15 protein-coding genes are annotated in these 26,279 nt (G+C 65.8%); 9 read left to right on the top strand and 6 right to left on the bottom strand.

The genetic code is table 11. The features are described 5' to 3' along the window. Positions 1 to 79 precede the first annotated feature (79 nt). Entirely contained in the window at positions 80 to 823 is a 744-nt protein-coding gene (locus V2L18_RS13995) for a GntR family transcriptional regulator (protein WP_336178878.1), read from the bottom strand. Positions 824 to 1,347: 524 nt separating this feature from the next. Here V2L18_RS13995 and V2L18_RS14000 point away from each other — a divergent pair. The 5 genes from V2L18_RS14000 to V2L18_RS14020 all read left to right on the top strand — a co-directional run bounded on the left by V2L18_RS14000 (position 1,348) and on the right by V2L18_RS14020 (position 7,536). Further along, on the top strand, positions 1,348 to 2,724 hold the full coding sequence (locus V2L18_RS14000; protein WP_336178879.1) for a glutamine synthetase family protein: 1,377 nt from the start codon (positions 1,348 to 1,350) through the stop codon (positions 2,722 to 2,724). 191 nt (positions 2,725 to 2,915) lie between these two features. Beyond that, a complete protein-coding gene (locus V2L18_RS14005; RefSeq protein WP_336178880.1) occupies positions 2,916 to 4,013 on the top strand; it encodes a polyamine ABC transporter substrate-binding protein in 1,098 nt (365 codons plus the stop codon). 316 nt (positions 4,014 to 4,329) lie between these two features. Further along, positions 4,330 to 5,475 (top strand): ABC transporter ATP-binding protein, encoded by a 1,146-nt coding sequence (locus tag V2L18_RS14010; protein WP_336178881.1) that lies wholly within the window; start codon positions 4,330 to 4,332, stop codon positions 5,473 to 5,475. Between the two features lie 17 nt (positions 5,476 to 5,492). After that, the gene (locus tag V2L18_RS14015; protein ID WP_336178882.1) at positions 5,493 to 6,419 is read left to right on the top strand and encodes an ABC transporter permease subunit; all 927 of its coding nucleotides are present in this window, start codon (positions 5,493 to 5,495) and stop codon (positions 6,417 to 6,419) included. Between the two features lie 295 nt (positions 6,420 to 6,714). Continuing rightward, the gene (locus V2L18_RS14020) at positions 6,715 to 7,536 is read left to right on the top strand and encodes an ABC transporter permease (RefSeq protein WP_336178883.1); all 822 of its coding nucleotides are present in this window, start codon (positions 6,715 to 6,717) and stop codon (positions 7,534 to 7,536) included. Positions 7,537 to 7,830: 294 nt separating this feature from the next. On the opposite strand, the gene V2L18_RS14025 is transcribed toward V2L18_RS14020, so the two are convergent. Further along, entirely contained in the window at positions 7,831 to 9,738 is a 1,908-nt protein-coding gene (locus V2L18_RS14025) for an AsmA family protein (RefSeq protein WP_336178884.1), read from the bottom strand. 217 nt (positions 9,739 to 9,955) lie between these two features. Here V2L18_RS14025 and V2L18_RS14030 point away from each other — a divergent pair, with 217 nt between their 5' ends. Then, entirely contained in the window at positions 9,956 to 11,914 is a 1,959-nt protein-coding gene (locus V2L18_RS14030; RefSeq protein WP_336178885.1) for an acetoacetate--CoA ligase, read from the top strand. Between the two features lie 383 nt (positions 11,915 to 12,297). Further along, the gene (locus V2L18_RS14035) at positions 12,298 to 14,493 is read left to right on the top strand and encodes an EAL domain-containing protein (protein ID WP_336178886.1); all 2,196 of its coding nucleotides are present in this window, start codon (positions 12,298 to 12,300) and stop codon (positions 14,491 to 14,493) included. Here the strand turns inward: V2L18_RS14035 and ftsH are convergent. The 4 genes from ftsH to xseA form a co-directional block, all read right to left on the bottom strand. Continuing rightward, complete coding sequence (gene ftsH / locus V2L18_RS14040) at positions 14,482 to 16,281, bottom strand: ATP-dependent zinc metalloprotease FtsH (protein ID WP_336179135.1); 1,800 nt, start codon at positions 16,279 to 16,281, stop codon at positions 14,482 to 14,484. The two genes, V2L18_RS14035 and ftsH, sit on opposite strands and share 12 nt — an antisense overlap. 546 nt (positions 16,282 to 16,827) lie before the next feature. Beyond that, positions 16,828 to 18,525, bottom strand: a complete 1,698-nt coding sequence (locus V2L18_RS14045; protein WP_336178887.1) for an iron ABC transporter permease — start codon at positions 18,523 to 18,525, stop codon at positions 16,828 to 16,830. Between the two features lie 689 nt (positions 18,526 to 19,214). Beyond that, positions 19,215 to 20,249 carry a Fe(3+) ABC transporter substrate-binding protein gene (locus V2L18_RS14050; protein WP_336179136.1) on the bottom strand — a complete coding sequence of 345 codons (1,035 nt, stop codon included), beginning with the start codon at positions 20,247 to 20,249 and terminating at the stop codon, positions 19,215 to 19,217. A gap of 428 nt (positions 20,250 to 20,677) precedes the next feature. After that, positions 20,678 to 22,120: an exodeoxyribonuclease VII large subunit gene (gene xseA / locus V2L18_RS14055; RefSeq protein WP_336178888.1), complete on the bottom strand. Its 1,443-nt coding sequence runs from the start codon at positions 22,118 to 22,120 to the stop codon at positions 20,678 to 20,680. Between the two features lie 285 nt (positions 22,121 to 22,405). Between xseA and V2L18_RS14060 the strand changes: the two genes are divergently transcribed. Both V2L18_RS14060 and V2L18_RS14065 read left to right on the top strand, forming a co-directional pair. Next, entirely contained in the window at positions 22,406 to 23,236 is an 831-nt protein-coding gene (locus V2L18_RS14060) for a universal stress protein (RefSeq protein WP_336178889.1), read from the top strand. A gap of 360 nt (positions 23,237 to 23,596) precedes the next feature. Continuing rightward, entirely contained in the window at positions 23,597 to 26,104 is a 2,508-nt protein-coding gene (locus tag V2L18_RS14065) for a GNAT family N-acetyltransferase (RefSeq protein WP_336178890.1), read from the top strand. Positions 26,105 to 26,279: the final 175 nt, after the last annotated feature.

Below are 26,279 nucleotides of genomic sequence, written 5' to 3' on the forward strand. Positions count from 1 at the left end.
GGGCGCCACGGGCCGCGGTCGCGGCGTTTCCGCATGGTTCTTCGGCGGCATGCGAATTGTGATCACATTCCGATAATTGTCAATCCGGCCGCCGGGCGGCGCTCGTCTGGGGCTGTTTGGTGGCCGGTTTCCCCCGCCGAATGGCTTGCGGAGGTGGTCCATCCAGCACGGAGTGTCCGATCAGTCCCATCCCGTCAAGGATATCGCGTTCGATCGCCAGCCGTAGGCCTTCCGCATCGGCGTGCTTGATGGCCTCGATCGCCTCCTTGTGCCGGTCTTCCACCACCGAGGTGCCGACCCGACCATATACGGTGCGCATGAAGGGAGCGAATTGCAGCCAGACATGCTCCACAAGCGGCAGGATGATCTCCGACCCGGCCGCCCGGTAGATGCGGAAATGGAACTCGTGGTTGCGGCGCATGTAGGCGATGACATCGCCCGTCACGAGGCTCTCGTCGATGGCGTCATCGATGCGGACGAGTTCGCCGGCTATCTCCCGCAGGTTCGGCAGGGCAAGGGCTGCCAGATGCGGCTCCAGCAGCACGCGCGCATGCAGCAGCTCGTCGAACCGGCGACGCGTCATCGTCGGCACGCGGATGCGCCCGTTCGCCATCACGTCGAGCGCGTTGGCAGACGAGAGCACCCGGATCGCCTCGCGCACCGGCATCGGCGAGACGCCGAGCTGAGCGGCAAGCCCGCGAAGGGTCACCGCATGTCCGGGCACGAACTGACCGGTCAAAAGCGCATCCTCCACTGCCGCGATCACGCGGTCGCGCGTCACCACGCGTGCCGGCAGGTCGGGCGCGTCCGGCTTCGCGTTCATGCGCGGCCTCCGAAAGGGCGGTATCTGACCGTTGTCTGGAACCATGCAGCTTGCACCCCTCTCCCCCCTTGCGGGGGAGATGTCACTGCAGGTGACAGAGGGGGGTAACGCCGCTTTCTCGGAGCCTGCCGCATACCCCCCTCTGTCACGCGAAGGCGTGACATCTCCCCCGCAAGGGGGGAGAAGGGCAAGCGCTGCCCGGTCCCGGAACCGCGGCCAGCGTCAAATGCTCGGCACATGCTTGTTTTCCCTCGCAAGCTGGTCCCCTCATCCACCTGCATAGCTTGTGATCATGCCTCCGCTCTGTGCAACAGTTGACAGGCTTTCCAATACGTGATCACATTTTTGCCAGAACAGCAAACGACAGCAATCGCCGGGCCTCGCGCGATCCGGGGCCGTCGGCGACAAGTTCGTGACAACAACAAGTCAGTGACCGGCAGCTTGTTCCGGTCTGCAAAAACGGATGCCGCGTTCGGGGTGAGGAGAGGCTCTGAACAGGAAAGGCATCACGGTGGGGGTGTTGAATGGGTCCTCTGGCCCGATCCGACTTTCGCGCGCCTGACGGCGACATGATCGAGGCGGCCGAACGCTTTCTGGCCGCCCATCCCGATCTCGACACGGTCGAGGTGATCCTGCCCGATACCAACGGCGTGTTGCGCGGCAAATGGCTGCCCGGCAGCGCGCTCGCCAAGATCTTCGAGGACGGCGTCGCCTTTCCGTTCTCGCTGTTCGGGCTCGATGTCTGGGGCCGCGAGGTGGAGGAAACGGGCCTTCATATCGAGACCGGCGACAGGGACGGCCTGTGCTGGCCGGTGGCGGAAACGCTGCAGCTGGTGCCCTGGGCCGAGCGCGAGACCGCGCAGGTGCTTCTTTCCATGTACGATCGCGAGGGCGCGCCCTTCCTGATCGACCCGCGTCACGTGCTCGCCGGAATGTGCGGCCGGCTGCGCGATTTCGGCGTCACCGCCACCTGCGCCTTCGAGCTGGAGTTCTACCTTTTTGAGGAAGCCGCCGACGGGAAGCAGCCGCGTCCGGTCTTCTCCACACAGCGCGGGCCGGCGCGCCAGAACATGTATGCGCTGTCCGATCTGGAAGCCTTGATGCCGCTGGTCGACGAGATCCGCCGCGGCGCCGACGAGCAGAACATCGCGGCCGACGCCGCCGTCTCCGAGGCGGCCCCCGGTCAGTTCGAACTGAACCTCCATCATCGCCGCGATCCGCTCACCGCCGCCGACGACGCGGTGCTGCTGCGCCGGCTCGTCACCGGCGTTGCCCGCAAGCACGGCATGAAGGCGTCTTTCATGGCCAAGCCCTTTGTGGAATGGCCGGGCAACGGCATGCACGTCCACGTCAGTCTCGAAGGCGCCCACGGCAACATCTTTGCCGACGCGGAGGAGGGCGAGGAGCGGCTCGGCCACGCCATTTCCGGCCTGCTCGACACGATGCAGGAAAGCCAGCTTCTCTATATCTCCACCTTCAACGGCTTCCGCCGCATGCAGCCGGGCTCCTATGCCCCGACCTCGATCACCTGGGGCCACGACAACCGCTCGGTCGCGCTGCGCGTGCCGCCCGGCGGTCCGAACTCGCGCCGCATCGAGCATCGCATCGCCGGCGCCGACGCCAATCCCTATCTGGTGCTGACCGGCGTTCTCGCCGGCATGCTGGAAGGACTGGAGAAGCGGAAGGATCCGCCGCGCGCGATCGCCGGCAACGCCTATCAGACCCGCGCGCGTCGGCTCACCCCCTGGATGGACGAGGCCATCGATGCCTTCGAGAAGTCGAAGCGCATGAAGCGGGCGGTGGGCAAGGAGATGCACAAAACGCTTACCGCCATCAAGCGCGAGGAACTCACGGCGTTTGGCCGCGAGATTTCCACGCTCGAGCGCGAAACCTATCTTTGACAGCGCAAGCGGGCCGTTGAAGAGTCCGTGCTGGCATAAAAAACGCCGTGATTAATGCTCCCGGGTGATTTCACCTGCGCCCGGGTTGATCTAGGTTCGGCGTCGGGAACTGACCATTGCGGTCCGGGACGGAGCATTGCCGTTGGCATTCTCCGTGCGGGCTCAGGAATTGGCAAACGGGAGCTTCAGACATGCGCATCCTATTTACCGCAACCGTGGCGGCCGTGGCCTTCGTCGCCGGCAGCGCGCTTGCGCAGGAAGACAAGGTCGTCAACGTTTACAACTGGTCCGACTATATCGACGAGTCGATCCTTGAGGAGTTCACCAAGGAAACCGGCATCAAGGTCGTCTACGACGTGTTCGACAGCAACGAGGTTCTGGAGACCAAGCTGCTGGCCGGCGGCACGGGCTACGATGTCGTTGTGCCCACCGGCTCCTTCCTGGCGCGCCAGATCAAGGCCGGCGTGTTCATGAAGCTCGACAAGTCGAAGCTGCCGAACCTGAAGAACATGTGGCCGGAAATTCAGGAGCGCGTGCAGAAGTACGACCCGGGCAACGAATACTCGGTCAATTACATGTGGGGCACGACCGCGTTCGGCTACAACCCGAAAATGGTCAAGGAAGCCTTCGGCGGCGAGGAGGCCCCGGTCGACAACTGGGATCTGCTTTTCAAGCCGGAAAACGCCGAGAAGCTGTCCAAGTGCGGCATCTACGTGCTGGATGCGCCGACCGAGGTCTTCCCGGCCGCGCTCAACTATCTGGGCTATGACCCCGACAGCAAGGATCCGGACAAGATCCGCGAGGCGGCGGCGCTTTGGAAAAAGATCCGTCCCTACATCCGCAAGTTCCACAATTCCGAGTACATCAACGCGCTGGCCAATGGCGATATCTGCCTGGCGCTCGGCTGGTCGGGCGACGTGCTGCAGGCGCGCGATCGCGCCGCGGAGGCCGACAACGGCGTGACGGTGGACTTCTCCATTCCCAAGCAGGGTGCCCTGATGTGGTTCGACCAGATGGCGATCCCGGCCGACGCCCCGCATCCGGAAAACGCGCTCGCCTTCCTCAACTACATCATGAAGCCCGAGGTCATCGCCAAGGCGTCGAATTACGTCTACTACGCCAACGGCAACCTCGCCTCGCAGAAGTTCCTCAACGACGACGTGATCAACGACCCGGCGATCTATCCGAGCGCCGAGGCGATGAAGCACCTCTACACGGTCACCGACTACCCGCCGAAGGTGAACCGCGTCGTCACTCGCGAATGGACCTCGGTCAAGAGCGGCCAGTAGGCCCGATCACGGCAACGGCCTGGCGGTGTTTTGCCGCCGGTGCCGGTCTGCGGTGCAGCAGTGGGTGGGCTTGTTGCCGTGCCCGAAGGCCCGTTCGCAGCGATATGCGTTTGTCCGGGACTTCGCCTTCCCCTCGATTGTCATCCCCGCGAAGGCGGGGATCCAGCAACCGCAGGGGGGAGGGGCTTCGGGCGCGAACGACGGTCTCTGGAATGCTGGATTCCCGCCTTCGTGGGAATGACAAATACCGGGCAGGCGGAACGAACCGCCCCGGTGGTTGGTTACCTTTTCGTCGCATTTCGACAGGGGTGGGGATTTGGCCAAGAAACCGATCGGTCCGATCAGACGGACCTTTGCGCCGTGGGAAGATCCCGAAAAGCGGCCCTTCATCGAGTTCAGGAACGTCACCAAGCGGTTTGGGAACTTCACCGCTGTCGACAACCTGAGCCAGACGATCTACGAGCGCGAGTTCTTCGCGCTTCTCGGCGGCTCCGGCTGCGGCAAGACCACCCTCATGCGCATGCTGGCGGGTTTCGAGGCGCCCACCGAAGGCGAAATCCTTCTCGATGGCCAAAGCCTCGCCGGCGTGCCGCCCTACCGCCGCCCGGTCAACATGATGTTCCAGTCCTACGCGCTGTTTCCGCATATGAGCGTGGAAGCCAACATCGCCTTCGGTCTCAAGCAGGACGGTTTCCCGAAGGCCGAGATCGCCGACCGCGTCAAGGAGATGCTGCGGCTCGTCAAGTTGGAGCCCTTCGGCAAGCGCAAGCCGCATCAGCTTTCCGGCGGTCAGCGCCAGCGCGTGGCACTTGCCCGCTCGCTCGCCAAGCGCCCCAAGGTGCTGCTGCTCGATGAGCCGCTCGCCGCGCTCGACAAGAAGCTGCGCGAGGAAACCCAGTTCGAGCTGATGGACCTGCAGATGGACCTCGGCATGACCTTCCTGATCGTGACCCACGATCAGGAGGAGGCTATGACGGTGGCTGACCGCATCGCGGTCATGGATGCCGGCCGCATCATCCAGGTCGCCACGCCCTCCGAAATCTACGAGAGCCCCAATTCGCGCTACGTGGCGGACTTCATCGGCGACATCAACCTGATCGAGAGCAAGGTCATCGCCAAAAACGGCGAGACGACACGGCTCCATGCCACGGAACTCGGCATCGACTTCGACGTGGCCCAGACGACCGATGCCGACATCGGTGACGACGTCGCCTTCGGCATCCGTCCGGAAAAGATCACCGTCTCGCTCGACAAGCCCGACGCGGCCTTCATGGTCCATGCCGAGATTTGGGACATCGGCTATCTCGGCGATGTCTCCACGTTGCACTGCCGCACCGAGGAAGGCCACAACCTGCGCGCGGGCATTGCCAACGTCACGCGTCTGGTGGAGCGGCCGCTCACCTGGGACGACAAGATATGGATGACCTGGCGCAAGGATGCCGGCGTCATCCTCAGGCATTAGGCGGGGAGGGCGCGGCCATGCGTGCGTTTCTGGGCGTCCTCGGCCGGCGGCTGGCGAGCAGGTGGTGGGTCATCGGCGTGCCCTATGCCTGGCTGCTGTTCTTCTTCCTCGTGCCCTTCCTGATCGTCATCAAGATCTCGCTTTCGGGCGTGGCGATCGCCATCCCGCCCTATGTGCCGACGATCGATCTGGCTGAAGGCTGGGCGAGCATCCGCGACGCGATCTCGCAATTCTCGTTCGATAACTACGTCTGGCTGACGGAGGACGACCTCTACTGGAAGTCCTACCTGTCGAGCGTGATCATCGCCGGCATTTCCACGGTCATCACGCTGGCGATCGGCTATCCGCTTGCCTACGGCATGACGCGGGCCAAGCCGGAATGGCGTCCGACGCTGGTGATGCTGGTGATCCTGCCGTTCTGGACGTCGTTCCTGATCCGCGTCTACGCCTGGATCGGCATCCTGAAGAACGAGGGACTGCTGAACCAGCTTCTGCTGTGGCTGGGCGTGATCCACGAGCCGCTGGTCATCCTCAACACCAATTGGGCAGTCTATATCGGCATCGTCTATTCCTACCTGCCCTTCATGGTGCTGCCGCTCTACGCGACGCTCGAAAAGCTCGACCTGAGCCTGCTGGAGGCGGCGGAGGACCTCGGCTGCCCGCCATGGAAGGCGTTCTGGCAGATCACCGTGCCGCTGTCCTTGCCGGGCGTTCTGGCTGGCTGTTTCCTGGTGTTCATCCCGGCGGTGGGCGAATTCGTCATCCCTGACATCCTCGGCGGCTCCGACACGCTGATGATCGGCAAGACGCTGTGGGTGGAATTCTTCCGCAACCGCGACTGGCCGGTCTCCTCCGCCGTGGCCGTCATCCTGCTGCTGATCCTGGTGATCCCGATCGTGCTGTTCCAGAACCAGCAGCAGAAGATGCAGGAGCGGGACAAATGAGGCGCTTGCTCCGGAAGTCGCCCCTTGCACCCCTCTCCCCCCTTGCGGGGAAGATGTCACGCGAAGGCGTGACAGAGGGGGGCAGGCGGCAGGTTCGGTATGTGCGGCTCACCCCCACCCCCAACCCCTCCCCTCAAGGGGGAGGGGAGCAGGGGCTCTGTGCGTATGGCAGATCTTCTCGGCACGGCGCAAATCAGTCCCCCTCCCCCTTGAGGGGAGGGGTTAGGGGTGGGGGTACCCTGTCGTCCGAAAAGCCCCCGCGCCCCGCGCATCGCAGCAATCGCGAGGTCAAGCCATGAATCGCGGGCCGTCCTGGTTCAACGTCACCTCCATCGTGCTCGGCTTTTCCTTCCTCTACTTGCCGATCGTGATCCTGGTGATCTTCTCCTTCAACGCCTCGCGGCTGGTCACGGTGTGGGGTGGCTTCTCCACGAAGTGGTATGGCGAACTTCTGCACAACCAGCAGCTGCTCGACGCCGCCTGGGTGACGTTGCGCGTCGGCTTTGCCGCCGCCACCATCGCCACGGTGCTTGGCACCATCGGCGCGCTGGTGCTTGCGCGCATGGGGCGTTTTCTCGGCCGCTCGCTGTTTTCCGGCATGATCTACGCGCCGCTCGTCATGCCGGACGTCATCCTCGGCCTGTCGCTGCTCTTGCTGTTCGTCGCCATCAATCAGGATCGCGGCTTCTGGACGGTGATGCTCGCCCATACCACGTTCTGCATGTGCTACGTGGCCGTGGTCGTGCAGTCGCGCCTCGTCGGCTTCGACCGGTCGCTGGAGGAAGCGGCGATGGATCTCGGTTGCCCGCCGGTGAAGACCTTCTTCCTCATTACCCTGCCGCTTATCCTGCCGGGCGTATTGGCGGGCTGGATGCTGGCCTTCACCCTGTCGCTCGATGACCTTGTCATCGCGAGCTTCACCACCGGGCCGGGCGCCACCACGCTGCCGATGAAGATCTACAGCCAGGTCCGCCTCGGCGTGACGCCGGAAATCAACGCGGTGTGCACGATCCTGGTGGGACTCGTCACCGTCGGCGTGGTGACGGCCTCGATCCTCACCAAGCGTCGCGAGGTTCGCCGCCAACGCGACGAACAGCTCGCCGCCGCCGCGCCCTGATCATCCGCAGAAAGATGCGCGGCCGGCGCCGTGTCATGGCCGAGGGGCCCTGATCTGGGTCTGGTTCGTCGGCCCCCGGCAATTGGGGTCGATCTTTCCAGTGTCATCCCGGACGCGATGCGGTGCGAAGTACCGCTTCGCTGATCCGGGATCTCTGACGGCGGGCATCGAAGGGATGATCCCGGGTCCGCGCAGCCGCACTGACGTGCCGCGGAGCGCCCGGGACGACGCTGGAGAGTTCATGTCATGAAGCGGGGAAATGAGCCCGCCGCCACAAAGGCCGCGCCGCCGTGACTATCGCACCGGCTGTTCCGCCTCCTGCGTCGCCGCGTCCTTCTTCTCCTCGATCATGCGGTTCACGTCGGGCAGGAACTGCGGGGCGGCCAGCGGGCCGCGCACGAGAAAGGGAATGGCGGCCGGTGGGGTCGCCTTGTGCGTCGCAAGACCCGTCAGGCCGATCGTCCATTCGGGAAGCGAGGCGCGGCCGTCCGCGCTCACCGACAAATCGCCGCTCGTGGCCTCCGCGCGGGTGAAGGTCGCGATGCCGTCGGCGATGGTCGCCGCGATCCGCATCTTGTCGAAGGTGGTGCGTCCGCCGTCGGACCCGGTTTCCGGTAGCGCAGCGGGGGTAGGGGCGTCCGCCGCGGCCTTACCGCTTCCAGGTGTGGTTGCCGCATCTGGTGCGTGCTGCGTTGCGTCGGAGTCGTTGGCGCTGTCTTCGGGCGTGCGGGCCTGTGCCGTGAACGTGTCGATCGCCTTGGCGAGATCGAAGCCGGAAAGAACGAGCCCGTCGGCGGTGACGTCCAGCCGCCCCCTCGCGGTTTCCGCCAGCGCGGCGAGGTCGCGCCCCGTCGCCGACAGGGCGAGCGTTCCCTCCGCCGTGCCGGCGACCGGGCGTGCTTTCCACGTATCGAGCGGCAGGGCGCCCAGATCGATGTGGCGGGCCGTCATGTCGCCAGTGACCTGGACGGACTTGACGGCGCCCGTCTGTGCCCCGTCTTGATGCTCCACCGTCGCCGAAAGCCGGGCGGCGATGCTGCCGCCGTAAAGCACCGCTTCGCCGATCTCCAGCGCCATGTTGCCTTCGCGGATCAGGAAGGAGGCGGCCGTCTGGCCGATGCGGGCCACGCCGATGCGTACCTGCCGGGCGGAGAGCTGCACGTCGATGTCCGCCGCCGCCAATTCCGCGACCGGCACCGTATAACGCTCCGTCTCGTCCATCCCCGCCGCGCGCAGCCATTCGGAGAAATAGCCGGAAAGATCGAGCTTCTCGAAATCCAGCGTGCCCTGAAGCGAGGGGCGCTCTCCGCGCCAGTCGAACGCAAGCAGCCCCTTGCCCACATTGCCGTCGAGCTCGACGGTGGCCTGGTCGAGCACCACGCCGTCGGCATTGGCGCGCGCCTCGCAGTCGAGCTGGAACGGGCCGAGCGTCGCTCCCTCGCCGGGGCTGCGTCCGGTCCAGGTCATCAGCCGGCGCAGGTTCGGCACGGTGACGGAGGCCTTGCCGTTCGCCTGCAGGTTGCCCGGGCCCACCAGCACACCTTCGAAGTCGGCGCGAAGCGGTGTCGAGGTCACCGACAGGTTTAGGCTGGCCTTGCCTTGGCCGCCGAAGACAGCGGTATCGGAGAGGCCGGCGCGCAGTTCCACCGGTTCCTCGTGCCAGATGAAGGAGGCCGACAGCGCCGCCTCGCCGCGTGCGCCGGGCCAGGTCAGCGTGCCGTTGATGGCGGTGACGTGCTCCGGCCGGCGGCCGGGCGCCAGAATGGTGAAGCTGCCGTCACGGATGCGCAGGTCGTTGGCGGCAAACGGCCATTGCGAGGGATCCTTGCGCAGGGCGGAAATCGCGAAGACGGACGAACCGGCCTCCGCGACGATCTTGGGCTTGTCGAGCAGGAAGCGCGACAGCACGATCTGACCCTTGAGAAGCGGCAGCCACCGGACTTCCGCTTCCACGGCGTCGAAATGGGCCGACATCTTTTCGCGCGCGTTGTGCGCGCGCACGTCGGGCAGCACCACCGAAAGGCCGGCTGCGAAGGTCACGTGCGGCCGGCCCCCGACCTCCACATCCGCGCCGAGCCAGTCGGACAGAACGGCGGCGATGCGCTCCTTGGCGATCTCCGTGGAGACGAGCAGCGGCAGCGCCGCGAAGAAAGCGGCGATCACCATGATCACGAGACTGGCGGCGATCAGCCAGCGTTTCATCGATATTCCCTGCAATCGCACGATACTGCGCCGAAACGGCGGCATAGAAACTCTCGTGCGCAACCGCAAGCGGTTTGTTGCACCGCTGCGTGCTTGTCCGCTTGAATTGACAATGCTAATCGAAACGCATCGTGCTCAAGCGAAAGCTTGGACGCTGAAGTGGCCTGAGGAGGCGCCATTTCCCGCGTCGGATTGAGTCGGCACCTGGGAGGATCGCATGAATCGGGAAGAGCCGCTTTGGACTCCGTCGCGCGAGCGCGTCGAAGCGTCCGCTATCCACAAATTCATTGCCTTTTTGAGCGATCGCGGGGTGTCGGCGCCCGCCGACTACGATGCGCTTCACGCCTGGTCGGTGAACGAACCGGCCGCCTTCTGGGACGCGCTTTGGGATTTCTGCGGCGTCATCGGCGAGAAGGGCGAAGGCCGCATCGCCAATGGCGACGCCATGCCCGGCGCCGTCTTCTTCCCCGATGCCAGGCTCAATTTCGCGGAAAACCTGCTGCGCCGGACAGGTTCGGACGATGCGCTCGTCTTCCGCGGCGAGGACAAGGTCGCCCGCCGGCTGTCCTGGGACGATCTCCACGCCCTGGTCTCGCGCATCCAGCAAGCGCTGAAGGCTGCCGGCGTCGGCGTCGGCGACCGGGTCGCGGCGATGATGCCCAACATGCCGGAAACGGTCGCCGCCATGCTGGCCACGGCCTCGCTCGGCGCCATCTGGTCGTCCTGCTCGCCCGATTTCGGCTCCGGCGGCGTGCTCGACCGGTTCGGCCAGATCGAGCCGAAGGTTTTCATCGCCTGCGACGGCTACTGGTACAATGGCAAGCGCATCGAGGTCGCCGGCAAGCTCGCCGAAATCGTGCCCGGCCTTCCCTCGCTCGCCCGCGTGGTCATCGTGCCCTATCTGGAGATGGCCGCGGACGTCGCCGCTGGCCTGGAAGGGGCGGCGACGCTCGATGCCTTCATCGCCCCCTTTAAGCCGGCTGCGGTTACCTTCGAGCGGCTGGAAATGGCCCATCCGCTCTATATCCTGTTCTCCTCCGGCACCACCGGCATCCCGAAATGCATCGTGCACTCGGCCGGCGGCCTGCTGCTGCAGCACCTGAAGGAACACCGGCTCCATTGCGATCTCGCACCCGGCGACCGGCTCTTCTACTTCACCACCTGCGGCTGGATGATGTGGAACTGGCTCGTTTCCGGCCTGGCCAGCGAGCTGACGCTGCTGCTTTTCGACGGCTCGCCCTTCGCGCCCTCGCCGACGGTTCTCTTCGACTATGCCCAGGCCGAGCGCATGACCATGTTCGGCACCTCGGCCAAATACATCGATGCCCTGCGCAAGCAGCGCCTGAGCCCGAAGGACACGCACGATCTCGCGAGCGTGCGCACCATCACCTCCACCGGCTCGCCTCTGGCACCGGAAAGCTTCGACTACGTCTACGAGGCCATCAAGCCGGACGTCCATCTCGCCTCCATTTCCGGCGGCACGGACATCGCCGCCTGTTTCGTACTCGGCATCCCCACAAAGCCGGTCTGGAAAGGCGAGATCCAGGGCGCCGGCCTCGGCATGGCGGTGGACGTGTGGGACGATGACGGCCAGCCGGTTCGCGAGCAGAAAGGCGAACTCGTCTGTACCCGTCCCTTCCCCAGCATGCCGGTCAAGTTCTGGAACGACCCAGACGGGCGGAAGTATCACGCGGCCTATTTCGAGCGGTTCGACAATGTCTGGTGCCACGGCGATTTCGCCGAATGGACGGCGCATGGCGGGATGATCATCCATGGCCGCTCGGACGCGACGCTGAACCCGGGCGGCGTGCGCATCGGCACTGCGGAGATCTACAACCAGGTGGAGCGCATGCCGGAGGTGATGGAGGCGCTCGCCATCGGCCAGTCCTGGGACAACGACGTGCGTGTCGTGCTGTTCGTCCGGTTGGCGGAGGGGCTCGAGCTCGACGAGGATCTTGAGAAGTCGATCAAGGCGCGCATTCGCTCCGGCGCCTCGCCGCGTCATGTGCCTGCGCGCATCGTCGCCGTTGACGATATTCCCCGTACCAAGTCCGGCAAGATCACCGAACTTGCCGTGCGCGATGTGGTGCACGGACGCGAGGTGAAGAATAAGGAGGCGCTCGCCAACCCGGAAGCGCTCGATCTCTACCGCAACCTGCCGCAGCTGAGCGAGTAGCCGCGCACATTCCGGCTTTTTGCCCCGGTTTGTCATCTGCGGCTGCGCGCAAGCGGCGAGGCGTGTCCGGTCCTGAGCGAAGCGGAGACGCAGCGCTTCGCGGACGCGTCGGCATGTCCGCCAGGCACCGGCTGAAATGCCGTAACGTCATTTATCCGCCGTTGTGGAATGCCGTATCACTCCCGCGAAATTCGGCTGAAATTTTTCTTCAATGCCCGTATTTTCCGCAATGTATCAACGGGCTGTAAACCTGCGTCTCGTTACATTGATCCTGGTAAGGTCGGACGGACCCTCGCTATGGCCGGGGTAGGTCTGGCGGTCGTAAGTACGGGCGATCCTGCGGGGGACGGGGGCATGGGCGTGTGGTGAAGCGCAGCGGCAGAATGCGCAGAGTCTTTCGGCTGCCGCGATTCAGCCGTTTCGGCATCAGCATGCGGGTACGGTTCATTCTGCTTGTCGTCGGGCTGTTCGCCGGTCTGACCGTGACGATGATCGTCGCCGCGAGCTATGTCGACCTGCGCGAGGAAGAGAAAAAGGCGATCGACAACGCCACGACGTTGGCCAAGACCATAAGCCGGCTCGCCGTTCCGCACCTGCTCCACCACCAGTATCGGACGCTCGAAAAGGAACTGGAGAGCATTGCCGCTGATCCGTACGTCCACCGCGCGGAAGTCTATGATCCGTCCGATGACCTGAGAATAGACGGTGATCCCCGCCACTCCTTCATGGACAGCGCCGCACCTTCCTCGGTGATCAGGGACGTGTTGACCTCCGGGTATCGTCAGGTGCGGCTCACGGACGGCATGGTCGAGATCGCGCTGCCCGTGGTCGCGCGGGAGGGGGAGCCGCCCGTCGGCGTCGCCTTCGTCGCCATGGTCCGTCCCGATGCCGCGGACGTCGTGCGCACGATCTGGCAACGCAACGCGCTCATCGCGATCTTTCTCATCGCCGGCGCCATGCCGCTCACCTTTCATTTCGGCAACGGCTTCCTGCGCCCCGTCCGCCACCTTACGCGGGTGGCCCACCGGGTCAGCGCGGGGGATTTCGATGCGCCCTTTCCGGTGGACCGCAAGGACGAGATCGGCGTTCTGGCGCGCGCCTATTCGGAAATGGTCAACACCATCCGCGGCAATCTTGAACGCATCCATCAGCTGGCCTTCATCGACAGCGTCACCAAGCTGTGTAACCGCGAATGCTTTCGCGGTGAGATGGAGCAGGTCATCGCGCGGGCTGAGCGTGTGGCGGATACCTTCGCCGTGCTTTTCGTCGATCTCGATCGGTTCAAGCGCGTCAACGACACGTATGGTCACGATGTCGGCGACAAGCTGCTCGCGGCCGTCGCGCGCGGGCTGACAGTCACCATTTGCGGATCGGAGGCCGGGGTCTCGCCGACCCGGGGGGCGACACACGAGGCCCGCCTGCCGATAACGGCGCGGGGCCCGGTCGTCGCGCGCCTGGGCGGAGACGAGTTCGCGGTCTTTCTGCCCGGCTGCCGTTCCCCGGAGGCGGCCGGTCTGGTCGCAGAGGCGGTTCTCGGCGCGGTGCGCAACACCGGCGCCGTCGACGGCATTCCCATTGCGGTGGGGGCCAGCATCGGCATCGCGCTCTATCCGCGTGACGGGCGCACCTACACAACCCTGCTGAAGAATGCCGACATCGCCATGTACGCTGCCAAGAAGGCCGGCGGCATGGGCTATTCCTACTACAACGCCGAGATAGACCGCGCCGCGGCCGATCGTGTGCGGCTGGAAACCGAACTCCAGGAGGCGGTCTCCAGGGGCGAACTGGTCCTTCACTACCAGCCGCAGGTGAGCGCCAGAACGGGCGATCTTGTGGGCGTGGAGGCGCTCTTGCGCTGGAACCATCCCCAGCGCGGGCTGATCGGACCCGGAGCCTTCATCGATCTAGCGGAGGAAACCGGTCTTATCGTGGAGATCGGGCGGTGGGTTCTGCGCGATGCCTGCCAGCAGGGTGCGCGCTGGCATGCCGCCGGCCGCCGCCTGCGCGTCGCCGTCAACATCTCCATGGCACAGTTCCGCGATCCGGAAGGTTTTTCGGCCATGGTCATCGGCGTTCTGGAGGAAACCGGGCTGCCGCCCTCGCTTCTGGAGCTGGAAATCACCGAATCCATGGCGATGCGCGATGCGACGGAAATCGCCCGTGTGGTCGACCCGCTGCGCGAGGCTGGCATTCGCTTCGCCATTGACGATTTCGGCACCGGCTATTCCAGCCTCGCGCATCTCACGCGCCTGCCCTTCGACATCTTCAAGATCGACCGCAACTTCACCGCCGGCATCGGCTCCGACCAGAGCGCGGAGGTCATCGTCCAGACGATTCTCGCCATGGCCCGCAGCCTCGATTACGAGACCGTGGCCGAAGGCGTGGAGACGACGGAGCAGCTCGCTTTCCTGACGCACAACGGCTGCACCATGGCGCAGGGCTATCTTGTCGGAAAGCCGATGTCGCTCGCCGACATGGAAGCCTGGATGAAGACGGGCTGGTCCGGTTCGCAAGAGACCGCCGGTTCTGGTACGGCCACGCGCGAGGAGGCGGAACTCGACCCCGTGCTAGGCTCCTGATGCGAGCGGTTCGGCGCGCCTTTCCGGCGGTCTGATGGGCGGAAAGTCGGCGTCTGTCAGCGTCTCTTTCTGAAGCAGCAGCGCGGCCCCGGCCTCAAGGTCGGCGCGGTGTTCGCGCAGCACCGCCAGCGCGCGTGCGAACGCCGCCTCCACCCTGTCGCGCACCGAAACGTCGATCTCGCGCGATGTCGCCTCCGCGATCTCGCGGTGGTCCATCATCGGCTGGCCGAACTGGCTCTCGCGCGGCGCGAGATAGACCCGGTTGCCGAGCGTCTCGTCCATGCCGTAGCGCGCCACCATTTCCCGCGCGATCTCGGTCGCCCTTTGCAGATCGTCGGAAGCCCCGGTCGAGATCTCGCCGAAGATGATCTTCTCCGCCGCCCGTCCGCCCATCAGAACGGCCATGCGCGCTTCCAGATCCGCCACCGTCATCAGGAAGCGTTCCTCCGTCGGGCGCTGCATGGTGTAGCCGAGCGCGCCCACGCCGCGCGGGATGATCGACACCTTGTGGACCGGATCGACGCCTGGCAGGTTGGCAGCCACCAGTGCGTGCCCCATCTCGTGATGGGCGACGCGGGTGCGCTCCTCGTTTGAAAGTACCCGGCTCTTCTTCTCGATGCCGGCGACGACCCGTTCAACGGCGTTGGTGAAGTCGTCCATCGTCACCGAATTGCCACCGCGCCGGGTCGCCAGCAGTGCCGCCTCGTTGATGAGGCTCGCGAGATCCGCACCGGAGAAGCCTGCGGTTAGCTGGGCGACCTGATCGAGATCGACGTCGGCATCCTTCCTGATCTTCCTGATGTGCACGTCGAGGATCTGGCGGCGGCCGATCCTGTCGGGCCGGTCGACCAGCACCTGCCGGTCGAAACGCCCGGCGCGCGTCAATGCCGGATCGAGGATTTCCGGTCGGTTGGTCGCCGCGAGCAGGATGATGCCGGAGGAGGGATCGAAGCCGTCGAGTTCGGACAAAAGCTGGTTCAGCGTCTGCTCCTTCTCGTCGGAGCCGCCCATCGGGCTTGCGATACGCGAGCGCCCCAGCGCATCGAGTTCGTCGATGAAGACGATGGCCGGCGCCTTCTTGCGTGCCTGCTCAAAAAGATCGCGCACGCGCGCCGCGCCAACGCCCACGAACATTTCCACGAATTCCGACCCGGAGATGGAAAAGAACGGTACTCCGGCCTCTCCGGCGACCGCGCGCGCAAGCAGCGTCTTGCCTGTGCCCGGAGGCCCCACCAGCAGCGTGCCCTTGGGAACGTGTGCGCCAAGCCGGCCGTATTCCTTCGGGTTCTTCAGGAAGGCGACGACCTCCTGCAGCTCACGCTTTGCCTCGTCGACGCCGGCGACATCCTCGAAGGTGACCTTGGTATCGGCCTCCACATAGACCTTGGCCTTGGACTTGCCGACCGTCATGAACCCGCCAAGCCCGCCCTGGTTCTGGGCGATGCGGCGGAAAACGAACATCCACAGCGCGAAAAAGAACACCAGCGGCAGGATCCACGACAGCAGATCGGAGAGGAACGTGTTGGTGACAACGCCGCGATAGGTCACGCCGTACTTGTCGAGAAGTTCGGAGAGGTCCTTGTCCACCCGCACGGTTGCGAACCGGGTGCGTCCCCCGTCCGTCGGCGCCTTGAAGGTGCCTTCGATGGTGTCGTCGCGGATCCAGATCTCGGCGATCTTGCCCTCCTTCAGCAATTGCTCGAACTGCGAGTAGGGCACCTGCTCGATGGTGTTGTAGTTCACCCACCAGCCCTGAAACAGAAACAGCAGCAGCATCGCGGCGAGCACGTACCAGAGATTGAATTGGGTCTGTTTGTCGGGCTTGGCCAAGGGAGAACTCCTTGAACGGCAGGGCAGGGGGGGGGGGCGGCGTGACGGCGTAAGGCATCCGCACTTTCCGCAGTATAGGCGCGAATACCGTCCTGGGGCGAGTGCGCCGAGCGGTTCATGGAGTGAGCGAAAAACGCAAGCCGTCCTTTTCTCAAGCGGCGCGGTAGGTTTTACGGCTGGATCGGGAAAGGATATTTTCCCCACGGCGCACCTTCCCCTTGAGGGGAGGTCGAACGGCTTCTTCGGCCGTTCGGGTGGGGGTAAAGGCGGCAGGTTCTGAACAAGCAAGGGTACCCCACCCCTGCCCCCTCCCCTCAAGGGGGAGGCGAATGGCACAGGGCCTGTACGGATGGTCAGGAATGCACCCGACCGGCCAGTCGCGCGGAACCAGTCCCCCTCCCCCTTGAGGGGAGGGGTTAGGGGTGGGGGTCACCGCTCAAAAGAAGGTGCGCGGCACGCGCTCCGCACTATGAACCGATCCATTGTCCGCCGCTCACCGGTCGGTCAACCCTGAACGCGGGGTGTCGCCTTCGCGCGATTGCCGGTTCCGCTGGTGCGTGCCAGCAGCACGACCGGAATGAGCCCGACCAGCACGATGGCGAGCGCCGGCAGCGCCGCGTCCTCGAACACCTCGTGCGAGGCCGCGGCATAGACCGTGGTCGACAGCGTCTCGAAATTGAAGGGACGGAGCAGGATCGTCGCCGGCAGCTCCTTCATGCAGTCGACGAAGACGAGCAACGCGGCCGACATCATAGCCGGCCGGATGATCGGCAGGTCGATCTGCCAGAGCGTCTTGAGCGAGTTGCGCCCCAATGTGCGCGCGGCCATGTCGAGATGGGGCGACACCTTCGCCAGCCCCGCCTCGATGGTGCCGAAGGAGGCGGCGAGGAACCGCGTGGAATAGGCATAGACGAGCGCCGCGCCCGATCCGGTGAGCATGAGCCCGGTGGCAAAACCGAAGGTCTCGCGGGCCAGCCCGTCGATCGCGTTGTCGAGGGCCGCGAGCGGCACCAGGATGCCGACGGCGAGAATGGTGCCCGGCACCGCATAGCCGATGGCTGCGAGCCTTGCGGCCGCCTGCAACAGCGCCGCGCGCCGCACCCGCTGGCCATAGGCGATGAGCACGCCGATCACAACGGTGATGAGTGCGGCGACGCTCGCCAGAACCAGCGAATTCGTCGCCGCCGACACGAAGACGGACGAGGACAGGCTGTCGAGCCTGCGGCTTGCGAAATCGGCGAGCAGCAGTGCCGGCATCACGAAACCGAGCAGCACGGGAAGCGCGCAGGCAAAGAGCGCGGCGGCGCTCCACGCGGGCGTGAGCCGATAACCGGGCAGGGCGCGATAGCGCGTGGAAGTGAGGTGGAAACGCTGGTTGCGCCGCCCGTGCCGCTCCATCCACAGGAGCGCGAAGACGACGATCAGCATCGCGCAGGCGATCTGCGCGGCACCCGCGAGCGAGCCCCGGTTGAGCCAGGTGTCGTAGACCGAGAAGGTCAGCGTCTTGACGCCGAAGAATTCCACCGCGCCGATGTCGTTGAGGCATTCCATCAGGGCGAGCGACACGCCCACCGCGATTGCCGGCCGCGCCATCGGCAGTGCCACGCGGAAGAACAGCCGCAATGGCCCTGCCCCCAGCGTGCGCGAGACGTCGAGCACACAGGCCGACTGCATCAAAAAGCTCGCCCTGGCGGTCAGGTAAACATAGGGATAGAGCACCAGCCCCATGACGAAGATCGCGCCCGGCAGCGAGCGGACCTCGGGGAACCAGTAGTCGCGCGAGGTCTCGAACCCGAAGAGGGCACGGATCGCGCTCTGCACCGGGCCGGTGTAGTTCAGGATGTCGACATAGGCGTAGGCGACGATGTAGGTCGGCACCGCCAGCGGCACCAGCAGCGCCCAGTCGAACAGCCTGCGTCCGGGAAACCGGCACATGGTGACGAGCCACGCCGTGCCGACGCCGATCACCCCGGTCATCAGCCCAACACCCAGCATCAGCCACGCTGTGGTCGCGACCGCGCGCGGCAACACGGTGGTGATCAGGTGATGCCAGACGGCGGTGGACGGTTCGAAGGCGATAACGGCGATCGCCGCGATGGGGGCGAGCACGAGCGCAGCGGTCAAAGTGACCGCTACGAGCCATCCGCGTCCGTTGCCGCGACGGGTGAGGGGCTGCATCTGTTCGCCGGCGACAAGGGTCATGACCGTCTTGCCTCTGCCGGCACTGGCTCCACCCGTCTTCCGGCTCTTTCGAAAAAGGACAGTCCAATGGGCCCCCGATCAGGTCGGGGATGACCGGGGGAGGAATCTGTGCCGTATCGGCCATCCTTCGGAAACACGCACTTGTCCGAGCGCATCGCCCTTGCACCTCTCTCCCCCCTTGCGGGGGAGATGTCGCGCTCCGCGCGACAGAGGGGGGCAGGCCACCCACACCGAACCTGCCGGGCACCCCCCTCTGTCCCTTCGGGACATCTCCCCCACAAGGGGGGAGAGGGGAACGCGCGGCGATTTCCCGGTTCCGGCCGCCTCCTCACGCGCCAGCCCGAACGTCCGAAGGGGCCGTTCGACCTCCCCTTAAGAGAGAGGTGGCCGTGTCGATGGCTTCTTTTCTCGTTCTGCACGCGCAAGATTTGCCGTGACGCCCGGGGCGTGCGTCTGAAGTTCCCCTCCCCCTTGAGGGGAGGGGTCAGGGGTGGGGGTAAGGCCGCTCGCTCCGAGCCCGCCGCCTTACCCCCACCCGAACGGCTAAGCGCCGTTCGACCTCCCCTCAAGGGGGAGGTGGGCGCAAGGGGCCGCTGCATCCGTCCCCCTCGCCTTTGAGGGGAGGGGGACGGGGTGAGTGGCAAAAGGCCCACCGCCGGTTCGGCCCTGATCGTCACGAGCCCGCCCGATCAGCTCGACGGGCCGTCGTCGAAGGCGACCTCGTCGACCAGTTCGCTCGCCTCGCGGCGATGCTTGGCGATCTCGATCAGCGGCAGGCTGTCGGGATGCAGCTTGCCCCAGGAGCCGACCAGCTCCGACGGCGCCACATGCGGGTTGAGCGGATATTCGAAGTTGACCTCGGCATAGAGCCCCTGTGCCTCGTCGGACGTCAGGAATTCCATCAGCCGCACCGCGTTCTCCCGGTTGGGCGCATGCTCGGCCAGCACCATGCCGGAAATGTTGACATGGCTGCCGCGCCCCTCGGCGTCGGGGAACAGGATCTTGACCGACTTCGCCCAGGTCTCCTGTTCGGGCTCTTTGTCGTTGGTCAGCATCTTGCCCATGTAATAGGTGTTGCCGAGCGCGATGTCGCATTCCCCGGCATAGATCGCCTGCACCTGCGCCCGGTCGTTGCCGGTGGGCTTGCGGGCGAGGTTCTCCTTCACGGCCGAAAGCCACGCCTTCGCCTTCTCCGTCCCCTCATGGGCGATGATCGAGGCGATCAGGCCGATCGTGTAGTCGTGCTGGCCGGAACGCGTGCAGATCCGGCCCTTCCACTTCGGGTCGGCGAGCTCGGCATAGGTGATGGTGTCCTGGTCGACGCGCTCCTTGGAGGCATAGACGACGCGGGCGCGGCCCGTCAGGCCGAACCAGCGGTTTTCCGGATCGCGGAAGTTCTCCGGGATGTTGCCCCTGATCGTGTCGTTGTCGAGCGGGGCGGCGAAGCCGAGTGTCTTGGCGCCCTCCAGCCGTCCGATATCGACCGTCAGCATCACGTCGGCCGGCGAATTCGCGCCCTCCGCCTTGATGCGCTCGCCCAGCCCCTTGGAGGCGTAGACGATGTTGGTCTTGATCCCCGTCTCTTCAGTGAAACGGTCGAGCAGCGGCTGGATCAGGTAGGGCTGGCGATAGGAATAGACGTTGACCGATCCCTCGGCCATGGCGGGGGCGGCGCTTATGCTGGCGGCCATCACGGCGCCGGCAAGGCCGGCCGCGATCGACAGGCGGGACGATTTCGAACGAGCGGTGCTGGCGTTCGAACGGAAAGCGGCCTCGGGCCGGAAAGGCGATAGGGGCATATGTCTTCTCCACGCGGCGGGGGCAAGTTCCCGCCGTTGTCTCGTCTGTTGCCCAAAATCCGCGGCGTGGACGGGACGGAGAGGTGGAGTGTCTCCCAAGTTCCCTCCCGTACCGCACGTCTCGCGGGGCGTGCGCATGCGGGCCGGAAAAAGGGCCCCTTGCGGCAGGCGGAGTGTAGAGACCTGAGTGTAATAGTCAAGAATTCTGCAGCGTCTCAACAGATTGGAATAATTCCAAAAATAGCTTGCCTGGCTCGCTTTCCCCGGTGGGCATGCCGTAACGGTAAAGCGAGGTCCGCGCAAGTCCGGCCGAAGGTGCCTTTGCCGCCGATGCGAACGCGGGGGCGAATACCCTAGAACAGGCTGCCCTGCTTCGGCGTGCCGGGCTTTGCGGTGGCCTTCGTCTTCCTGCGCGGTGCGGAGGAAGGCTTGCCGCCGCCACCACCGCCGCCACCACCGGCCGCCACCGCATCGACGCCGCCATCGGCGAACTCGATCTGCAAGGCCATGCCGGAGGAAACGCCGGCCGCGCGCGGCACGGGCGCTCCGTCCGCATCGCGCACAACCGCATAGCCGCGGTTCAGCACGCTCTTGTAGGACAGCGCATCAAGCATCTGCGACAGCCCGTCGAGGCGCGCGCGCTGGCGCTGCGAAGTCACCTCCAGCGCCCGGCCCGTGCGCGCGGCAAGGCCGCCGAGCCGCTCGCGGCCCATGTGCACGCCATGCAGCAGCATGCCCGGATGAAGCCGTCCGCCGGCCGCCTGCAGCCGGCCCCGGTGGGTCTGGGTATTGCTCCTCAGCGCCTGGCCGAGCGCGCCGGCCGCCATGTCGAAGCGCTGGCGCGGCAGCGCGATCAGGTCGCGCGGCAAGGCGGCGGCCGCCGCCCTCAATTCCGTCCGCCGGCCCTGGATCAGACGCAGGAGCCCGGTGCCGTTGCGCCGGGCGAGATCGTCGACGATGCCGACCAGTTCCGCCCGCACCGGCACGGCGATCTCGGCCGCCCCCGTCGGCGTCGGCGCGCGCACGTCGGCCGCGTGGTCGATCAGCGTCCAGTCGGTCTCGTGCCCCACGGCGGAGATCAGCGGGATGTCGCTTTCCGCCGCCGCCCTGACCACGATCTCGTCGTTGAACCCCCAAAGATCCTCCAGCGAGCCGCCGCCGCGCGCCACGATGATCACGTCGGGACGCGGGATCGCGCCGCCGGGGGCAAGCGCGTTGAAGCCCCGGATGCCTTCGGACACTTCCGCCCCGCAGCTATCGCCCTGCACCCGCACCGGCCACACCAGCACATGCAATGGAAAGCGGTCGTTGATGCGGTGGAGGATGTCGCGGATGACGGCGCCGGTGGGCGAGGTGACCACGCCGATGACGCGCGGCAGATAGGGCAGCGGCCGCTTGCGCGCGTCGTCGAAAAGGCCTTCGGCGGCGAGCTTGCGGCGCCGCTCCTCCAAAAGCGCCATCAGCGCGCCGACGCCCGCCGGTTCCAGGCTGTCGATGACGATCTGGTATTTCGAAGAACCGGGGAAGGTGGTGATGCGGCCGGTGGCGATCACCTCCATGCCTTCCTCCGGCCGCGTCTTCAGCTTGGAGAAGGAACCGCGCCAGATCACGGCCTCCAGCCGGGCCTTCTCGTCCTTCAGCGCGAAATAGGCATGACCGGAGGAATGCGGGCCGCGATATCCGGAGATCTCGCCGCGCACGCGCACGTAGCCGAACGTGTCCTCCATCGTCCGCTTGATCGCGCCGGAAATCTCCGAAACGGTGAATTCCGCAGCGTTGGTCTGGGCCTGGGCCACGTGCCTGCTCTCCTGTTGCCGGTGCGGTGTTGCCTGTGCCGCCGTCAATCAAGGCGCGCAACCGGGCTTCGTCTTTTCAGGTGGTCGCAGCCGTGTGCGCCTCGGTCAAGTGATTCGCATTGACCGACGGGCCTGCGGGAATTTCAATGTGACTCGAGTTCGCTTTTTGTGCATCGGTTGATTGATCACGGTCAATGAGACGGATATCACCGAAGAGCACAGTCGCAAGGCCGGCTGATGCGCGCGCCTGACGCGCGCCGGCTCGGATGAGGAGGTACATACTCTATGGCATTGAAAGACATCACCACGCTGGTCGATTTGCGTGGACCCAAGCACGCGATGAATGTCGCGATCGACCTGGCGGGAAAGACCGAGGCACATGTGACCGGCCTTGCGCTTGCCTACAACCCGGTCATGCCCGGCTATCTGATCGCGCCGATGCCTGCCGATTACCTTGAGCAGGCGCGCAAGCAGTCCGAGGATGATGCCAAGGCCGCGTTGAAGGATTATGAGACGGCGGCCGAGCGCAACGGCGTGAAGTACGAGAGCCGTGTCGTGCAGATGGCCGGCGGCGGGGCCGCCGATCCGTTCATCGCCCAGTGCCGGCTGTCCGACCTCATCGTCATGGGCCAGTACGACGCCGAGCGCGGCGATGCCATCGGCGAGGTGCTGATCGAGGCGGCGCTGTTCGATTCCGGCGTGCCGGTGATGATCGTGCCCTACGCCGGCAAGCCGAAGTTCTCCGCCGACCATGTCATGATCGCCTGGGACGGCAGCGCCACGGCCGTTCACGCCATCCGCTCGTCGCTGGCGTTGCTCCAGCTCGCCGGCAAGATCACCGTCGTCATGGTCGATCGCGGCCAGCGGCGCGATGGCGAGCCGGGGGCCGAGGTCGCCACCTACCTCGCCCGCCACGGCTTCAACGTGAACCTTGAAACCGTCGCCTCGCCGGATACGTCCGTCTCCGACGCGCTGCTGAACTTCGTCTCCGACAACGGCGTCGACATGGTGGTGATGGGCGGCTACGGCCACTCTCGTATGCGCGAATTCGTCCTCGGCGGCGCCACCTACGGGATGCTGCAGTCGATGACCGTGCCGGTGGTGATGGCCCACTGACGCCACCGCCCGTTTCGAAGGCTCCGGTCGGGGCATCGGGGCAATGACGGCCCGCATTCCGGACGAGCGTTCGCCGGAATGCGGGCCGTTTTCTTTGGGGCAGGCGGTCGCGTGCCTGCAAAGGTGCAGGGGCGAGAGCGTCCGCCCATCCACAAGCCGTTCACCCATCCGGTGTTTTGCAGTTGCGAGTTTGCGGGAGGCTGCGCATCATGGGACGCCGGATGAAAGCTGATCTTTCCTCCGGTTTTCGTGTATCTGCGCTGGCCTGAGCGAGCGCAGACCGGATCGAGGCCCGGCCACCTGGGCGGGGTGGTATCCGGGCCGCCCCTCCCACCGCCAAGCTTTCTCCCTCATCAAGCCATGACCATCATAAACCTAGACGGACTGCTCAAGCCGAAATCGATCGCGTTGATCGGACCGAATTATCTCGGTGAGGTGGAACTGAGCTCGCTGCTGGAGCGCATCGCCGACAGCGGTTATGTCTCGCCCGTCACTCTGGTCGGCTTCGAGGATCCGCACGGCGCCTTTTCCGAGGCCGACAGTCTGGACGACATGGACCAGATGCCGGATCTCGCGGTGCTCGCCTGCGGGCCGGAACGCGCGGCGGAGACGATCGCCAAGCTCGGCGCCGGCGGCACGCGTGCGGCGGTGATGATCGCGCCCGGTTTCGAGGCCTGGCCGCGCGAGACGCTGAAGGAAATGCTGGAGGCGGCGCGCCCCTACAACCTGCGCCTCGTCGGTCCGGGCAGCCTCGGCATCGCCTCGCCGAGCCACCGCCTGCAGGTGCACCTTTCCGTTGAATCGGTTCCCGGCGGCGACCTTGCCATGGTCTCGCGCTCCGGCATCATCATGAACGCCACGCTCGGCTGGGCGTCGGCCCATGGCGTCGGCTTTTCCCACGTCGTCTCGCTGGGCGACCGCGCCGATGTCGATATCGCCGATCTGCTCGACTGGTTCACCGGCGATGTCGAGACGCGTGCGATCATGGTGCAGCTGGAAGCGATCACCAATGCGCGCAAGTTCCTCTCCGCCGCCCGTGCGGCGGCGCGGGCCAAGCCCGTGGTTCTCATCCGCACCGGCGCCTCGACCGATGCGCCGGGCAAGGCGCTCACCAATGCCGGCCGGCTTGCGACCACCGACGCCGTCTACGATGCGGCGCTGATGCGCGCCGGCGTGCTGCGCGTCGGCGGTCTCGACGACATGTTCGACGCCGCCGAAACGGTGACCCGCGTTCATCCCAATCTTGGCCGCCGGCTCGCCATCATCGCCAACAGCCGCAGTCTTGCGACGCTCGCTACCGACCGCATCGCCGATCTCGGCGGCGAGATTGCGCAGATCTCCGCCGTCACCGAGGAAGCCGTCCAGCCGCTGCTGCGCTCCTGGGTGCAGCCGGAAAACCCGCTCATCATCCCGTCGAACGCCCCGCCGGAGACCTACACGCAGCTCATCAAGCTGCTGCTCGCCGACCGCAACGTCGACGGCATCGTGGTGGTGTCGGCGCCGACCGCCTTCGCCAATTCGTCGGCCACCGCCGCCGGCATTATCGCAGCGGCCGGTCGTCAGCTCGGCCAGCCGCGCGCCAAGAAGGCCGTCATCGCCGCGCTCGCCACCGCCGATCCCGCGCCCACCCGCCAGCTCGAGGCGGCCGGCATCCCGTGCTACCGCACCTCGGCCGAAGCCGTGCGCGCCTTCATGTATGTGGCCCGCTACACCGAGGCGAAGAAGTTGCTGATGGCCAACCCGCCCAGCCTGCCGGCCGATTTCACGCCGCAGACGGAGGTGGCGCGCGCCATCGTCGCCAACGTGCTGGCGGAGCCGCGCACCTGGCTCGAGACCTCGGAATGCCGCGACGTGCTGGCCGCCTACGACATCGCCACCGGCCCGGCGCCCGCCATTCCCCGCAAGGCCGGCAGCAAGATCCCCGGCGAGCTGTTTGCGGGTCTTGCCGACGATCCGACCTTCGGTCCCGTCATCGTCTTCGGGCCGGGCGGGTCCGCCGTCGACTATGCCAACGACTACGGCCTCGACCTCGCTCCCCTCGACCTGAACCTCGCCGAGGCGCTGATCGCGCGCACACGCATTTCCCGGCTTTTCCGCGATGCGGACGAGAACGAGCAGTCGCGCCGCATCCGTCACGGGATCGCGCTGGTGCTGGTCAAGCTCGCCCAGCTCGCCGTCGATATCCCGGAAATCCGCGAGATCGACCTCAATCCCTTCTACGTGGATGCGGACGGCAACGTGACGGTGACGGACATGCGCATCGCCGCCGCCCCGCCCAATATCGTGCCGGGCCGTCTCGCCACCTCGCGGCTCGCCATCCGCCCCTATCCGAAGGAGTGGGAGCGCACGGTGGAGCTGAAGGACGGCCGCCGCTTCTTCGTGCGACCCGTGCGGCCTGACGATGAGGACAGCTTCAAGGCCTTCTTCCAGACGGTCAGCGCGGAGGATCTGCGCCTGCGCTTCTTCGCGCCGGTGCGCGATTTCTCACACGCCTTTCTCGCCCGTCTCACCCAGCTCGACTATTCCCGCGCCATGGCGTTTGCCGCCTTCGACGCCTCGACCGGCGAGATGATGGGAGCGGTGCGGCTGCATGCCGATCCCGACCACAGGACCGGCGAATACGCCATCATGGTCCGCTCGGAACTGAAGGGCCAGGGGCTCGGCTGGATGCTGATGAACCTCATCATCGACTACGCCGCGCGCGACGGCATCGAGACGATCACCGGCGAGGTTCTGAAAGAAAACACCACGATGCTGGACATGTGCCGTTCGCTGGGCTTCCGCATCCGGCCCTCCTCGGACGATGAGGCGGTCTCGGTCGTCACCCTGTCTGTCGCCGAAGCACAGACGGACGCAACGATGCTTTAGGGGCTGCAGAAGCCGCGACACGCCGGGCCCCGCCGCATCCGTCCCCATCCCCCTTGAGGGGAGGGGCCAGGGTGGGGGTAAAGCCGCTTGCTCCGAACCTGCCGCATTGACCCCCACCCGACCGGCCGAAGGGCCGTTCGACCTCCCCTCAAGGGGGAGGTGGGCCGTGGGGCAG

It is taken from the genome of Breoghania sp. JC706, assembly GCF_037026715.1.
In the GTDB taxonomy this organism is placed as follows: domain Bacteria; phylum Pseudomonadota; class Alphaproteobacteria; order Rhizobiales; family Stappiaceae; genus Breoghania.

What these genes read in the sequence shown, in the direction of transcription:
- V2L18_RS13995 (WP_336178878.1), bottom strand. Translation starts at nt 823, where the DNA reads ATGAACGCGAAGCCGGACGCGCCCGACCTGCCGGCACGCGTGGTGACG.
- V2L18_RS14000 (WP_336178879.1), top strand. Translation starts at nt 1,348, where the DNA reads ATGGGTCCTCTGGCCCGATCCGACTTTCGCGCGCCTGACGGCGACATG.
- V2L18_RS14005 (WP_336178880.1), top strand. Translation starts at nt 2,916, where the DNA reads ATGCGCATCCTATTTACCGCAACCGTGGCGGCCGTGGCCTTCGTCGCC.
- V2L18_RS14015 (WP_336178882.1), top strand. Translation starts at nt 5,493, where the DNA reads ATGCGTGCGTTTCTGGGCGTCCTCGGCCGGCGGCTGGCGAGCAGGTGG.
- V2L18_RS14020 (WP_336178883.1), top strand. Translation starts at nt 6,715, where the DNA reads ATGAATCGCGGGCCGTCCTGGTTCAACGTCACCTCCATCGTGCTCGGC.
- V2L18_RS14025 (WP_336178884.1), bottom strand. Translation starts at nt 9,738, where the DNA reads ATGAAACGCTGGCTGATCGCCGCCAGTCTCGTGATCATGGTGATCGCC.
- V2L18_RS14030 (WP_336178885.1), top strand. Translation starts at nt 9,956, where the DNA reads ATGAATCGGGAAGAGCCGCTTTGGACTCCGTCGCGCGAGCGCGTCGAA.
- V2L18_RS14035 (WP_336178886.1), top strand. Translation starts at nt 12,298, where the DNA reads ATGCGCAGAGTCTTTCGGCTGCCGCGATTCAGCCGTTTCGGCATCAGC.
- V2L18_RS14045 (WP_336178887.1), bottom strand. Translation starts at nt 18,525, where the DNA reads ATGACCCTTGTCGCCGGCGAACAGATGCAGCCCCTCACCCGTCGCGGC.
- V2L18_RS14060 (WP_336178889.1), top strand. Translation starts at nt 22,406, where the DNA reads ATGGCATTGAAAGACATCACCACGCTGGTCGATTTGCGTGGACCCAAG.
- V2L18_RS14065 (WP_336178890.1), top strand. Translation starts at nt 23,597, where the DNA reads ATGACCATCATAAACCTAGACGGACTGCTCAAGCCGAAATCGATCGCG.